At 62.7% G+C, this 14,391-nt stretch carries 10 protein-coding genes and 4 pseudogenes; 2 read left to right on the plus strand and 12 right to left on the minus strand.

Going from position 1 to position 14,391, the window contains the following annotated elements:
• Positions 1 to 22 precede the first annotated feature (22 nt).
• The 12 genes and pseudogenes from A2G06_01385 to A2G06_01440 form a co-directional block, all read right to left on the minus strand.
• A complete protein-coding gene (locus A2G06_01385; GenBank protein ANA39262.1) occupies positions 23 to 862 on the minus strand; it encodes a type II secretion system protein GspN in 840 nt (279 codons plus the stop codon).
• A complete protein-coding gene (locus tag A2G06_01390; protein ID ANA39263.1) occupies positions 859 to 1,407 on the minus strand; it encodes a general secretion pathway protein GspM in 549 nt (182 codons plus the stop codon). The genes A2G06_01385 and A2G06_01390 overlap by 4 nt, the downstream gene beginning before the upstream one ends.
• Positions 1,404 to 2,720, minus strand: coding sequence for a type II secretion system protein GspL (locus A2G06_01395; protein ANA39264.1), 1,317 nt, complete (start codon positions 2,718 to 2,720; stop codon positions 1,404 to 1,406). The genes A2G06_01390 and A2G06_01395 overlap by 4 nt, the downstream gene beginning before the upstream one ends.
• Entirely contained in the window at positions 2,720 to 3,640 is a 921-nt protein-coding gene (locus tag A2G06_01400) for a general secretion pathway protein GspK (protein ID ANA39265.1), read from the minus strand. The genes A2G06_01395 and A2G06_01400 overlap by 1 nt, the downstream gene beginning before the upstream one ends.
• Positions 3,637 to 4,266 carry a general secretion pathway protein GspJ gene (locus tag A2G06_01405; protein ID ANA39266.1) on the minus strand — a complete coding sequence of 210 codons (630 nt, stop codon included), beginning with the start codon at positions 4,264 to 4,266 and terminating at the stop codon, positions 3,637 to 3,639. Before A2G06_01405 ends, A2G06_01400 begins: the two co-directional genes overlap by 4 nt.
• Positions 4,244 to 4,600, minus strand: coding sequence for a type II secretion system protein GspI (locus A2G06_01410; GenBank protein ID ANA39267.1), 357 nt, complete (start codon positions 4,598 to 4,600; stop codon positions 4,244 to 4,246). Before A2G06_01410 ends, A2G06_01405 begins: the two co-directional genes overlap by 23 nt.
• Positions 4,597 to 5,124 carry a general secretion pathway protein GspH gene (locus A2G06_01415; GenBank protein ANA39268.1) on the minus strand — a complete coding sequence of 176 codons (528 nt, stop codon included), beginning with the start codon at positions 5,122 to 5,124 and terminating at the stop codon, positions 4,597 to 4,599. Before A2G06_01415 ends, A2G06_01410 begins: the two co-directional genes overlap by 4 nt.
• Positions 5,093 to 5,535 (minus strand): annotated as a pseudogene (locus A2G06_01420) (type II secretion system protein GspG). Before A2G06_01420 ends, A2G06_01415 begins: the two are co-directional and overlap by 32 nt.
• Before the next feature lie 26 nt (positions 5,536 to 5,561).
• Positions 5,562 to 6,773, minus strand: a complete 1,212-nt coding sequence (locus A2G06_01425) for a type II secretion system protein GspF (protein ID ANA39269.1) — start codon at positions 6,771 to 6,773, stop codon at positions 5,562 to 5,564.
• Complete coding sequence (locus A2G06_01430) at positions 6,754 to 8,316, minus strand: type II secretion system protein GspE (GenBank protein ID ANA39270.1); 1,563 nt, start codon at positions 8,314 to 8,316, stop codon at positions 6,754 to 6,756. The genes A2G06_01425 and A2G06_01430 overlap by 20 nt, the downstream gene beginning before the upstream one ends.
• Positions 8,313 to 10,210 (minus strand): annotated as a pseudogene (locus tag A2G06_01435) (type II secretion system protein GspD). The gene A2G06_01430 and the pseudogene A2G06_01435 overlap by 4 nt, the downstream one beginning before the upstream one ends.
• A gap of 105 nt (positions 10,211 to 10,315) precedes the next feature.
• Positions 10,316 to 11,191: a general secretion pathway protein GspC gene (locus A2G06_01440; protein ANA39271.1), complete on the minus strand. Its 876-nt coding sequence runs from the start codon at positions 11,189 to 11,191 to the stop codon at positions 10,316 to 10,318.
• A gap of 168 nt (positions 11,192 to 11,359) precedes the next feature.
• Between A2G06_01440 and A2G06_01445 the strand changes: the two are divergent.
• Both A2G06_01445 and A2G06_01450 read left to right on the plus strand, forming a co-directional pair.
• Positions 11,360 to 12,753 (plus strand): annotated as a pseudogene (locus A2G06_01445) (peptidase).
• 74 nt (positions 12,754 to 12,827) lie between these two features.
• A pseudogene (locus A2G06_01450) lies at positions 12,828 to 14,317 on the plus strand (leucyl aminopeptidase).
• Positions 14,318 to 14,391 lie beyond the last annotated feature (74 nt).

The following is a 14,391-nucleotide window of genomic DNA, read 5'->3' on the forward strand; positions in this document are numbered from 1 at the left end:
GACGGCAGTGGGGGCAGGGGCGTTACTGAAGAAGAGGCTTTGAGAGGGTTCCCCGGATCGGCAGCCGGTAGTGACCCGGCGTTACCAGGTATTTTGCCAGAAGAGTGAAGACGAGCTTCTGCCGGTCTAGGAATGCGGGCCGGGGCATCAGCTCCAGGGACAGATTGAGGGGCGAGTTCTCCATGGGAGCCATGAGGGGCATGGTGCCGCTCAGGCGGACGTAGACGTCCTCTCCCTGGAGGGAGAAGCTGTCGATGGTTGCCCGGCCGCCGGCTACCCTGACCATGCCTCGCACCGTTTCGTACACGGCGTCCGGCAGAGGAACGCCGCTGATCGTTGCGCCGCTAATGTGCGCTCCCTTTACCGCCAGTTTCACTTCGCCCCCTTTGGATCGCCCCGTGCCGGCAAGGGTGGCGTCAGCTGTCAGCACTCCTTTGATATCGGCGTCGGTGGCGGTCCGGAAGAAGGGGATGTCCTCCAGGCGAACGTCACGTGCGGAGAAAACCCCCGTGCCGTCCCGGAGCCGGAAGGTGCCGTCGAACTGCCCCGCGCCGACCGAGCCGTCCACGTCAACGGAGACTTTCCCCGCCAAAAGCGGCAGGAGCTCGAGTCGCGCCCGGACAGTGTCCAACCGCAGGAGCGGCCCCCGGTTGTCGGCTATGGTAACACCCCGGGCGGCAATGCCCAGCGGAAACGCCTTGCCGAAGTCGGCCGCGCTGAAGTCGTACCCCTGCCGGGCAAACCAGCGGACGGTCAATTGTTCCAGTTCCCGCGAGGGGACCAGAAGAAGGGTGAAGGTCAGGATGAGGAGCAGTCCGGCGATGATGCAGGCGCCCCAGGCGAGCCAGCGACGTGCGGTCATCGCGCCCCCTGGGGTGCGCCGCGCAGCAGTGCCACGGTAAGAGTCAGGTCGAGCTTTGACGGATCGTCGAAGCGGGTGCGCAGCAGTGCTTTCCTGATAATGGCGGGGCGTTGGCCCTTCTCGATGCGGTGGAGGAGATTGACGGCTTCATTTGCCGTGAGCCCGTCAATTTTGATGTCGGCTGCTTCCTCGGTAAAACCGTTCTTCTGTTCGGTTTTGAGCGGGGTGATGCGAAGCGATTTGCCGCGGATACCGGTTTCTTCCACGAGCTTTGCGGGCGAATCGTCTGCGCGGACCGCGGCCAGCCTGTTGGCAAGGCGCATGGATGTGCTGCGCGCCTCCTGGTAGCGCCCCTTCAGGCGGAGCATTTCCACCAGGTCGGCTTCGCGCCGCTGCCGCTTGTCCTCCAGAAGGCCGATCCGGTCGTACGCGAAGGAAAAGGCCACGGCAAGGGCGAGGATGGCCACGAGTCCGTACCCCCAGCGCAGGCGGGTGGGGCGATCCATGTCGTTCCATGTGTCGCGGATTCTGTTAAGCGCACTCATTTCGCCACCTCGCTGATGGTGCCCCTGAGGGAGAACGTGACGGACCCGTCCGGTTTTGCCGTGATCTGGCCCACCTCGGCGTCGGCCAGGACGCTGGCGAGCCGGTCGCGGTACTGGCTGACCGCCTGGGTGGAGCGGGCATCTCCCTTGAGGCGCACTGCCGTGCCGTCGATCTCCACCTCGAAAAGGCCGGTCACGTCGTCGCCCTTGGCCTTTGCCAATCCCCGCAGGGTATCCAGGATGTGGCTCCCTGCGCCTGCCGCGCCGAGCCTGCGGATCTCCGCCTTCAGTTCGCCCAGTTCGTCAACGCTCTTCTTCCGTCCGGGGAAAACCTCCCGATAGAGGGCGGCAATGGACGCGTTCACCGATGTCAGGTCCCGCTTCACCATGGTGTAACGGATACCGGCGTCGGCGGCAAGGAGCAGCAGCAGAAGCACTGTCAGGATCGCGGGGATGCGGAGCCGGCGCTTGAGTTGCTCACGCCCCCTGGTCCAGGCGAGTTCGCCTGCGCGAAAGGTGCCGATCCGCCCGGTCTGGAGCGCACGTGCCAGCGCCCATGCGCCGGCATTTTCCCGCGCGGCCGCCTCATCCCCGCCAAAGGCGGCTGCCAGGCTGTCGGTTACGGGCAGCGCCAGCATGGGTACTCCCTCTGCTTCCGCAGGCGCGTTGCCCACGGGAGAGCCGTGCCAGAAGAGCCGTTCAATCCGTACCTGCCTGGCCATTTCCAGCGCCGCCAGGGTGCGGGATAGTTCCCCCTCGTCACTGCCAAGAGCCCTGAAGAAGAGGGGCTTGCCGTTCCCGTACACCGCCAGTGCCGTACCGTCGGTGACGGCCAGGGCCGCTTCGGCTTCGTCGGGAGAGAGAAGCTCCTCCCAGTGGATGGGGGCGGTTGTGACCACCTCGGGGTCTATTCCCGCCTCGGTGCATGCCTGGACAAGGTGGGCAATCTCCCGCTTGCGCGCCCAGAGCGCCAGCACCTTTCCCTCGGCGGCCAGGGGCAGCCCGTCGAAGACCAGATCCTCATTCTCCAGGGCGGTCTCTCCCTTCAGCTCCAGGGGAAGGAGCAGGCGGAGCTTGGCCCGTTCCTGGATCGGCAGATCGATCTCCCGGCTGAAGAGCCGGCCCAGCGGGATGGCGAGTACCGGCCGGCAGTCGTCGTCGGAAGGGGCAAGTTCCCGGAGCGCTGCGGCCAGATCGGCCTCCGAAGCGGCAGGGCGGCTTTCGCGCTCCTGGAACACCAGTTCACCTGCCCGGGTGAAGAAGCGGCTTGCCACCAGGTCCGTGCCGGTCCATTCGAGAATCAGATAAGTCATCAGTACTCTCTCCAGTAGAGATAGCGGGGCTGGGTTCCGTCAAGGTTCACCACTGCTTCCACAAGCCTGGTCACGTCGCCCACTGCTGCCCGGGAAACGAGACGATAGGTGCTTCCCCGAACGCCGGCAAAGCCGGACAGCTTCCCGGCGATTGTCTCCATGCCGGGAATCTCGGATAATTCCCCAACGTTTTTGAATGGCTTTATGCGGCGCCGTTGCATGATGTCCCGGGCGATTCCCTCGCTGATGCCCTCGTCAAGTGCCATGAGCACCTGCAGGGGAGCGGTGTTCACGTTGATGGCCCCCCCGTCGACAAAGACCGTGGCAAAGGGCCGGAGCCGCTCCAGGACGGCGGGGTCCACTCCCCGGACGAGCCCCAGTTCGCCAAAGGTGGCAAAGGGGGCGTTGCGGGGGGCATAGGGGGCGCTCAGCGACTGGTAATAGGCAGATTCTCCGCCGTCGGGCCGCGGCTCGTCATTGGCGTCCAGCCAATCGGCCAGCGAGTCGTGAAGCGCTAGCGGCAGCTTGAGAACGGTCAGCAGCCGGCGTTCCGCAGGGCCGTAAAACACATGTTCGTCACCGTTGGGAAGGGTGACGGCATTCAGGTTGAGCTTGCCGTCCTCTTCCTCGATGGTGATGCCCACCCGTCCCTTTTCATCTTCAAATCGGACGGGATCGGCAAGGAGTTGCTGCAGCCCCTGGTCATTGGCGGAGGTGCGAAGGTTTCGCAGCAGCGAAATCCCGCCGGTTACCCCTCCCTCGGCCATGAGGCTTGCCTGCTGCAGGTTCACGAAGTTGCGGTGGAGCGACGTGTCCACATAAACTCCGTGGATGAACTCGGTGGTCACTGCGATGAGGAGGGCAGTCACCACGAGGGTCAGGATGAGGGCGAAGCCCCGTTCGGACTCCGATCGCCTCACGACTGCCGCCCCCTGGGCCGGGCAAGGGTAGTGAATTCCACCGTCTGGTCGCCCTGCCGGACCCGGATGGTTATCCTGACCCGCTCCGGAAGACGGGGGACCAGCTCCGTGTTCCAGGTCTTCACCCATTTGCCGGCATCGTAGCACTCCACGAGAAACCCTTCGATTGCCTCCATCTGCGGATAAGGCATCGGTTTCACGCTCCCGAAGAGTTCAGTTGACTCGCGGGTGAGAGAGAGCGTGCCGTCTGTCTCCTTTACCGCATAACGAATTTTCTCCAGGTCGGACGCTGGAAGGTCGCCGGCCCGGGGCGGAGCTACGGCCGCAAACTCCAGGCTCGATGCGGGCTTCCCGAAGATGTCCCGGTCCTCCACCACGAACCGCAGCCGCATGTCGTTTCCCCTGAAAAAGGCACCGTCGATTTCGCGCCGGAGGAGATCCAGGGTGCCGCGCAATTCCCGGCGCTCCTCGGCTCCCTCGTCGGTGCGTTCCTTGGCTCGGACCACGGTGAAGTAGCTGGAGTAGAGGGCTCCGGCCACCACTGCCAGCAGCAGCATTACCACCAGGGTTTCCAGGAGGGTGAACCCCCGTTGGCCGCCGGGGCTATTTCGCCACGTAGCGAACAAGGCTCACCGTCCTCCGTGCATTATCCCACGAGATGGCCACGGTCACCTTCCGGAATCCCGAAACCTGCGTTGCCGTGGATGTCATTACCCATGCATAGTCCGGTCGAACCGGCGCAAAGGTGCCGTTGCTCTTTTCGGGAATGTCCTGTCTGGTGTCGAGATCGTCGAGCATCTGGCGGCCCAGCAGAACGGCCACCCCTTCATCCCGATCGCGGCTGGCGACCGCCAGATGGTTGTTGACCACTCCGATCACCGTGAACACCACCCCCGCAATGATGGCAACGGCAATCATTACTTCGAGCAGGGTAAACCCCCGTGCACCAATGGTTCTCACAGGGGATCCTCCCGGTACCCTTCCGCGACTTTTACCTTGCCGGAGGACGGATAGGCCATGACCGTCATAACGGCGTCGCTTCCCTCGGCCTTGAGATGGAAAACGGTGAACTCTTCAAACCCTGCCGTACCGACGGTGACCACCACCTCGCCTGCAGTACGCTTGCCGACCCGGGGGGTGAAGATGCTGGCTATGCTGATTCCCTCGGGCAGGAGGCGCCGCCGCAGGATCGGATCGTCCGGCTCTCCTTCCGTGCCGTCCGGCAGGATCGTTGCGATGGCGATGGCGCTTTCGCCGGGCACCAGCTTCATGCGGTAGGCGGTCTTTGCTGTGATGGCCCGATCCTGGATGAACCGCAAGGTGGCGGCGAACTCGCGGGCTGCCCGGTGAAGATGCGCCGTGTCGCCGGGCGTGAGCCGTGGAAGGACCAGCGCCGCCGCCAGAGCCAGGATGACTATCACCACCACCAGCTCCATCAGGGTGAACCCGTGGTTATTGCAGGTTCCAGCTCTCGATGTCGGCATTCTTCCCTTCGCCCCCCTTCACACCGTCGGCGCCGAAGGAGTAGAGATCGTAGTCGCCGTGCTCGCCGGGAGACAGGTAGACGAAATCGTTACCCCAAGGATCCTTGGCACCTGCTTGCTCTCCAGATACCCCTCGGAGCGGTAGTTTTTCGGGATGGTTCCCACTGTGGGCGCGGAAACCAGCGCCATAAGACCCTGTTCCGTTGATGGATAGGTGCCGGTGTCGAGTTTGTAGAGCTTGAGGGCCGTCTCCAGGTTCTTGATCTGCACCTTGGCATCGGCAATCTTGGCATCGTCGGAGCGACCGATGATCCGGGGCCCCACCAGGGCTGCCAGCAGGGCCAGGATAGCAATGACCACCATGATTTCGATGAGGGTGAAGCCGCGTCTATTGCGCAGGGTGTTGTGCATGGTCCGTTACCTCCGGTTGGAAAAAATCAGCGAATGAGTTGATTAAGTTCAAAGATGGGGAGCAGTACCGCGACCACCACGAGCCCCACGGCCAGCCCCATGGCCAGGACGAGGAGTGGCTCCAGGAGTGCCATGAGGCCGGATACTGACGATTCGAACTCCCGCTCGAAGGCGCTGCCGGCCTTGCCGAGCATCTCCTCAAGCTCGCCCCCCTTCTCGCCAACGGCGACCATGTGGACCAGAAGCGGGGGAAAGAGTCCCGTGGTACGCAGAGCCCCCGAAAGGGTGCCGCCTTCAGCCAGTCCGGCTATCACACCGGTGAGGGCTGCGCGATAGTGGCGGTTGACCACAACCTGGGCCGTGATTTCGAGAGCCCGCATGACCGGTACACCGCTGGAAAGGAGAAGTCCCAGCACCTTGGCGAAGCGGGAGAGGATGAGTTGGCGCAGGAGACTTCCCACCACCGGGATCCGCAGAAGGACGCGGTCGCGGCGGAGGCGGGAGGCCTCGTCCTTCATGAGACGCCGGTAGAGCAGCACCACTCCGGCCACGGCGGCGATGCATGCCCACCAGAATGAGCGGAGAAAGGTGCTCGTCTTGATGAGGGCGATGGTGATCAGGGGGAGGGCGGCCCGGTTGTCCTCAAAGATGGTGACGATCTTGGGAATGACAAAGGCCAGGAGGAAGAGCATTACCGCGCTTCCCACCAGGACCATGAGCGTCGGGTAGGCCAGCGAGGCGGTGATTTTGCTCCGAATGGCCCGCTGTTCCTCGAGGAAGAGGGCGACTCGCTCCAAAACGGCGTCCAGAGCGCCGCTTGCCTCGCCTGCCGCCACCATTGCCACGTAGCTCTCACTGAAAAGCCGGGGTTCGAGGGACAGCGCCTTGGCCAGGTTGGCACCCTCGGCCAGGCGTTCCCGGATCCGGCCGAGGGCCTTTTTGATCTCGCCGGGATCTTCCTGCTCCCAGAGCGTGGTCACTGCCTCGTAGATCGGAACCTGCGAGCCCACCAGCGTTGCGAGCCGACGGGTCATGAGAGCCACCTGGGCAGGGCCCGCGCTTCTCCCTCCGAAACGTCGGGAGACGGTCCCCGCCGTCTCGGAGACCGGGCCAATGTCACGCGGATAGAGGCCGTCCCGCTTCAGGCGGAGCTTCGCCTCCTTCAGGCTCTCAGCCTCGACGGTGCCGGACGTCTCCCGTCCCCCGGCCGTATAGGCGCTATACCGGAAGGTCGGCATACTCCTCCTGCGTTACCCGCAGGACCTCCTCGATGGTTGTGATGCCCGCTGCGGCCTTGGCCAGGCCGTCGTCGCGCAGGGTCCGCATCCCCTTGCCGACAGCGTATTCCTTGATGGCTCCGGCCGGTTCCCGACGGATGATCATGGAGCAGATCTCCCCGTCCACGGGGAGGAGTTCGTAGATGCCGACCCGGCCCAGGGTTCCGAGGCCGAAACATGCATCGCATCCCCGCCCCCGGTAGAGGGTTGAGGGGAGGGTGATGCCGGCGTAGTCCCGTTCCGGCGTGTAGGATTCGCGGCAGTGGGGGCAGATGCGGCGCACGAGCCGCTGGGCCAGGACCGCAGACAGGGACGATGCCACCATGAATGGTTCGATTCCCATGTCCACGAGTCGGGCGATGGCGGTGGCGCTGTCGTTGGTGTGAAGGGTGGAGAGGACCAGGTGTCCCGTGAGCGACGCCTGCATGGCGATTTCCGCTGTCTCGGCGTCGCGGATCTCCCCCACCATTACGATGTCCGGGTCCTGGCGGAGAATGGCGCGCAGGCCCTGGGCAAAGGTCAGCTCGATTTTGGGATTGACCTGAATCTGGCCGATCCCCTTGACTTGATATTCGATGGGGTCTTCGATGGTGATGATGTTCTTTTCCGGCGAGTTGAGCCGGTTGAGTGCCGCGTAGAGAGTGGTGGACTTGCCGCTTCCCGTTGGTCCGGTGACGAGGATGATGCCGCTGGTCCGGGCAAGGAGGCGCTCCATGGCCCGGACGCCCCCTTCGGACAGCCCGATGTTTTCGAGAGAAATGAGCCCCTTCTGTTTGTCGAGGAGACGGAGCACCACGCGTTCGCCGAAGAAGGTGGGGATGATGGAGACGCGGATGTCCACATCCCGTCCCGCCACGATTACCCTGATGCGGCCATCCTGGGGAAGGCGCTTTTCGGCGATGTTCAGTCCGGCCATGATCTTTACGCGGGAGACCAGAGCTTCCTGCACCACCTTGGGAGGGGCGAGCTTGCGGTAGAGGATGCCGTCGATCCTGAAACGGACCTCCAGTTCCCGCTCGTAGGGTTCGATGTGGATGTCGCTGGCCCGCTCCTTCACCGCCTCCGAGAGGATCGAGTTCAGAAGCCGGATGACCGGCGCTTCGTCGGTCAGGTCCAGAAGATCCTTGGGCTCGGCCAGTTCAGTGGCGATGACCGAAAGGTCTTCCCCTTCAAGCTCTTCCACGACCTCCTGGGCCGAACTGCCGAGCCGGGCGTAGAGATGGTTTACCGCGCCGAGTACCGTATCCGGCGTTGCCGCGGCCAGTTCCACCTCCATTCCGTAGACTCCCCGCACCTCATCGATGGCCGACAGATCCGCGGGATTGCCGGAAACGACCAGGAGCCGTCCATCCCGCTCCCGCAGGGGAAGGATGAGCCTGCCCCGGGCAAAGGCCAGGGGGAGCCGCGTGAGCAGTGCCGCATCAGCCTCATTGTCCCCGATCTCGGCCAGGAAGGGGATGCCGAGCCGCCGGGCGATCTGTTCCATGTCGTGTGCGTCCGTCATTTGCTCAGTTGGAGGTCGCGCTTGAGGTCCAAGGGGGCGTCGAGCCTGAGCGCTTCGCCGAACTTGTCGCGCTGCTGGCCGGAGACATCGCTCATCTCCTCGGCTCCCCGAATGATGCGCGGCGTAAGGACGATCATCAGGTTGGTCTTCTCCCTGCGCGTCGATTTGGTCTTGAACAGCCAGCCCAGGAGCGGGATGTCGCCCAGGAGCGGGATCTTGTTGATGGTTTCGGTGTCCCGATCCTGGATCAACCCGCCGATCACCACCGTGTCCTTGTCCTTGACCACGACGGCGGTCTTGGCCGAGCGCTTGGTGGTGACGAGGTCATTCGCCTGTCCCTTGTTTTCCTTTACTGCAGAAATTTCCTGGTAGATGTCGAGCTTCACGTACTCCCCTTCGCTGATCTGGGGAGTGATCCTGAGCGTGATGCCGGTATCCTTGCGCTCGATTGATTGCTGGGATATTCCGCCGGTCGTCAGATTGGTCTGGGAGAGGAACGGAACGTTCTCACCCACGAAGATTTCCGCCTCCTTGTTGTCCGAGGTAAGAATGTTCGGGGTGGAGAGTACATTGATGGCGCCGTCGGAGATGAGGGCCTTGACCTGGGCCGACACACTGACGTTTTTCCCAAGCTCTTCAAGTGCTTTTACCAGGAGAAATTGCGGCCCGCTGGTGGCGCTCAGGAAGTTGAACGGGTCCAGGACGGCGCCGCCGGACGCGTCGCCCTGCGTGCCCACGGCCAGCGCGCCGATCTGAACGCCCACATCCTTGAGCTTGTCGAGGGAGACTTCGGCGATGAGGGCCTGGACGAACACCTGGCGCCGCCGTTTGTCGAGCTTCTGGATCACCTGGAGGATGTTCTGGTAATCGACCGGCGAGGCCATGATCACCAGGGAGTTGGTAGCCTTGTCCGGCGTGACCGAGATCTTTCCACCCTCGAAGGGGGATTGAACAGGCGCCGCTGCAGGCATCCCGGGCTGCCCGGGGGTGGTGGGTGTGCCCTTGATGAGGCCGTCGATCACCTTTGCCACCTCGGTGGCATCGGCGTTCTCCAGATAGTAGACGTTGATCTTGCTGCTGGTGGTCGGCGGGACCACGTCCACCATGGCAATCAGTTTCTTGATGTCGTCCTTGTCCTGATCGCTGCCGAAAATGACCAGCGCATTGAGCCGGGTGTCGGGGACGATGAGAACCCCCGCGCTTGATGTTGCGGTAGCCTGTCCCGCCTGGCTGGCCGGCCGGCTTGTCTTGCCGCCGAGCCATTCGCGGATCACGCCGGAAACGCTGTCTGCCGAGGCATTTTTGAGGAAGATGATCTCGGCGCCCTCCCGCTTCTGGGGAGAATCCACCAGGGTGAGAATGCCGGTGAGTTTCTGGATGTTCAGGCAGAATCAACCACCATCAGCATGTTGCTGGCGCCAAATGCCGCGATGTAGCCGTCCTTGGAGACAATGGGCTGGAGAAAGGCCACCGCTTCCTGGGCGGAGATGCGCTCCAGGGGGATCACCCGGGCCACATAGGCATCGCTCACGGGGAGGCGGTCCTTGTCGCTCAGAAGCTTCATGCCCGATTGCTTGGCTGCCGCCGTAGGAACCACCTTGTAGACCTTGCCGGCCTGGACAAGGGTGAACCCCTTCAGTTCCAGAACCGATGTGAACAGGTTGAACGCTTCATCCGGCGTCAGCTTGGAGGGGGAGTAGATGGATATCTTTCCCTTCACCCGCTCGTCCAGGACGAAATTCTTGCCGGTCAGGTCGCTGATGAACTTCACCATGGTGGCGATGTCCACGTCGTTGAAATTGAGAACCACCCCCCGGGCACTCGCCGGCAGCGGTGCAAGAAGGGCGCAGGCCAGGACGGCAGCGGTCAGCAGGTTCAGGAAGCGTTTCTTCACGGAAATCCTCCGCACGTTATTCACAATGACCGTGCCCCTGCGCGCTTGCCACTGTCCCCTGGGAAGGAGCTCTGCCGCCAGCGCAAAGCGAAGCCGTCATTGTGCTTATCGTATATCGTAGTTAAACGAAGTCGGCTGGCCGTCCCTGACCAGATCGAGCTTGATGCGGTTCTGCCCCTTGAGCGATGCCAGCGATTGGATGGCGCGCTCGGGTGAGTCCACGGGGAGATCATTGATGCGGAGCAGAATGTCCCCGTTCCGCATGCCGATCATTGAAAACACTCCAGCAGGCTTGACCTCTGAAATCCGGAAGCCCTCCACTTTGCCCTCTTTTACGCTCGGCAGGAGCCGTGCATCGGTCATCACCTGGCCAAGGTTTTCGAGGGCGGCGTTGAGCGCTCGCTGATCAATCACGTAGCTTCCCGCCCCCACCTGAACCGCACCGGTTTGCGGTGCGGCAACCGGGGGAGGAGGGGCGGATGTCGGTTCTATCCCCATGGCCAGGGGGGTTGTGAGGCGAATCTTTCGCCCGCTGGCGAGGATTTCCACGCTTTCCTTCTGGACTCCCACGAGCGGACCGACGCCGAACACGGTGTCGCCCAGACGAAAAACCCGTTCTTCAGGCGGCGTTGCCCGGCGGATGAGGGCGAATGTCTCCCGGAACGAGCCGCGGGCCGTTCCCAGCAAGGCCAGATCCCCAAGGACCGGCGCAGGCTGCTGGGCTCCCGCCGCCCCCTGGACAGGTGCGGCGAGGGGAGTCAGTTTTCCCTGTGTCGCCCGGCCGAACAGTCCCTGGTCAAGAATGGGAGCAAAACTCAGAATGTCGTCGGAAACGGCTGTGGTGGAGGGGCCGGTCGCACCCATTGCGGTAGGCGGTGCCGTCCGGGCCAGGCGATAGGAGATCAGTCCGGCGGCGATCCGCGCGGCCGCCAGTAAGTTCAGCGCGATCAAGAGAGCAGTGAGGAGATAAACCTTTTTCATCGGGCCTTTTCGCGTGGTTTTGACTGCTGCAATACTAGCACATCCATGGGGCGAGGCAAGAAAAAACACCGCCAGTGCGGCATCTGCAAGGGGTTCAGCCGTCCTGCAGTTGACAAACACCCCCCTGGTTATTACATTTATCGGGTCAATTTTACCGAGGAGGTCCGTATGAAAGTGATGTCCCTGCGGTTCCTTAAGGCTATGCTCGCTGTCATCTGCCTGATGGCGCTGTCTGCGGGAGAAGTCCCCGCCAAGGTCATGGCTCCCGATTTCGTCGCGCTTGCCGAAAAGCTGAAACCAACCGTCGTCAACATCAGCACATCCAAGAGCCCGGCCCAGACAGCCCGCCCCCGTCGCCAACCCTCTCCCTTCAACGACCCGTTCCATGATTTCTTTGATCGCTTTTTTGACGAGGCGCCTCGCCGTCAGCAGCGGGAGCGGAGCCTCGGTTCCGGGTTCATCATCAGCGATCAGGGCTTTATCATCACCAATAACCATGTGGTTGCCGGCGCCGACGAGATCAAGGTTCGCCTCTCCGACGGCCGCGAGTTCAAGGCGGAATTGAAAGGGGCCGACGAAAAGCTGGACCTGGCTCTCATCAAGATCGAATCCAAGGATCAACTCCCCGTGGCGAGTCTCGGCAACAGCGATGAAATCAAAGTGGGCGAGTGGGTGATGGCGATCGGCAATCCCTTCGGCCTTGCCCAGACCGTTACCGCCGGCATCGTCAGCGCCACCGGCCGCGTCATCGGCAGCGGTCCCTATGACGATTTCATCCAGACCGATGCCTCCATCAACCGGGTAACTCGGGAGGGCCCCTTTTCAGTGCCGAAGGCAAGGTCATAGGCATCAATACCGCCATCATCGCGGGCGGTCAGGGGATCGGTTTCGCCATCCCCATCAACATGGCCAAGGACGTCATTCCCCAGCTCGAGGAAAAGGGCAAGGTCATCCGCGGTTGGCTGGGGGTGACGGTTCAGCCCATAACCCCTGATCTGGCCCGCTCGTTCGGCCTCGATGGAGAGCGGGGCGCGCTCATCGCCGACGTGGTGAAGGATGGTCCCGCTGCCAAGGCCGGACTCAAGAGTGGGGACATCGTTCTTGAGTTCGACGGTAAAAAGATCCGGGAGATGAACGAGCTTCCCCGTATCGTAGCCGCCACCCCGGTGGGGAAGGCCGCGCCAGTCAAGGTGCTGCGTGATGGTAAGGTGCAGGATGTCGAGGTGTCGGTCGGGCGCTTGGCGGATGCGGGCGACGAGGCCGATCAGAAGAACGGCGAGGACAAGCTAGGCATGGCAGTCAGGGAACTGACGCGCGATCTTGCCGCCCGTATGGGGCTCAAGGAGACCCAGGGTGTCGTGGTCACGGGAGTGAAGTCGGGAAGTCTGGCCGGGGAGGCCGGAATCCTGCCGGGTGATATCGTTCGGGAGATAGGGGGGCGTCCCATTGCTACGCTGGCGGATTATGAAGCAGCGATCCGGGCAGTGAAAAAAGGAGATGTTGTCCGTTTCCTCCTACGCCGCGGCGGGGGTAACCACTTCCTGGCAATCCGGGTCGAATAGCCCGGCTCCATACTTAAGAAGAAGGGGCATGTCCGCGGACATGCCCCTTCTTTGTTGATTCCAAGGAGATACCCATGGTTATTTCAGTAGAGGCAACCGATTACACGACATTCCCCTGCGCGGCGCTGCTGGTCGGCTGCCGCGAAGACAACCCGTTGGATGACCCCATTCTGGCGCGTATCGACGAGATCCTTCAGGGCGCCATCGCATCGCTTATTCAGCGCCGAGAGATTTCCGGGGAGCTGAATCGGGTTATGGTCCTTCATACGCTGGGTCGTATTCCTGCGGAACGTATTGTTCTCGTGGGGCTTGGCAATTCCGGCGGGCTGACTCCCGAGCGGCTGCGCCAGGCGGGAGGGAGCACCGTAAAAGCCTTGAAAGGTGCCGGCGTCACCCGTGCCGCCTCGGTCGTGCATCGGGTTGCTGGTGTCCCGCCCACGTCAGTAGCGGATATTGCCCAGGGATTGTCCCTTGGTGCCTATTCCTTCGATAACTACAAAACGAAGCCGGACACTACGGCTGCCGTGGCGGAGATAGTCAGCCTCTTTGAGCCGGGGGCGGATACTGCCGATGCCGAACGCCTGCTCGCAGATGATGCAACTATCTGCGAGGCTGTATCCTTTGCCCGCGATCTCGTTTCTCAGCCCGGCAACGTGGCTACTCCCCTGTTTCTGGCGGAAAAGGCCCTTGAGCTTTCGGCCCGGCTCGGCATTGCCTGCACGGTCCTCGACCGTGACGAGATGGAGCGTCAGGGCATGGGGGGAATTCTCTCGGTTGCCAAGGGATCGCATCAGCTTCCCCGTTTCATCGTTCTCGACTATCGGGGAGGGAGTGCGGATAAGCGCCCCACGGTCCTGGTAGGAAAGGGGGTCACGTTCGACTCGGGCGGTATATCGCTCAAACCCCGCGAGGGCATGGAGAGGATGAAAGACGACATGGCAGGCGCAGCGGCCGTTATGGGGGCCGTGATGGCCGTGGCGGGGCTACGGCTGCCGGTGAACGTCATCGGGCTCGTCCCGGCAGCCGAAAACCTGCCCGGGGGAGGGGCGTACAAACCGGGCGACATCGTCCGGACCATGTCCGGCCAAACCGTGGAAATCGTCAATACTGATGCCGAGGGTCGAATGATACTCAGCGACGCCCTGTTTTACGCTCAGCGCTTCAAACCTGCCGCGGTCATCGATCTGGCAACCTTGACGGGGGCCTGTCTTGTGGCGCTCGGGAGTGCCGCATCGGGGATTATGGGAAATGATACCGCCCTTGTCAAGTTGCTGCGCAGGGCAGGGGAGGCGACGGGCGAACGGCTGTGGGAGCTGCCCCTGTGGGACGAGTATGGCGAGATTATGAAAAGTGATGTGGCTGACCTGAAAAACGCGGGCGGTCCCCATGCTGGAACCATTACTGCTGCATGGTTCCTACAGCGTTTCGTGGGCAAGAGCCGATGGCTCATGTTGATATCGCCGGCACTGCGTGGGAGGAAAAGGGGCGGCCGTATCAGCCGAAAGGTGCCACCGGTGTCGGGGTGCGGCTGCTGGTCGAGTATCTGAAGGCAACCGTGCGGTAGCCGAAATCACAGAGACCACGTGAAAAAAGGGTGGGGCCGTCGGGCCCCACCCTTTTCTGTCTCGAAAGAAAGAC

The organism is Geobacter anodireducens, assembly GCA_001628815.1.
Classification (GTDB): Bacteria; Desulfobacterota; Desulfuromonadia; order Geobacterales; family Geobacteraceae; genus Geobacter; species Geobacter anodireducens.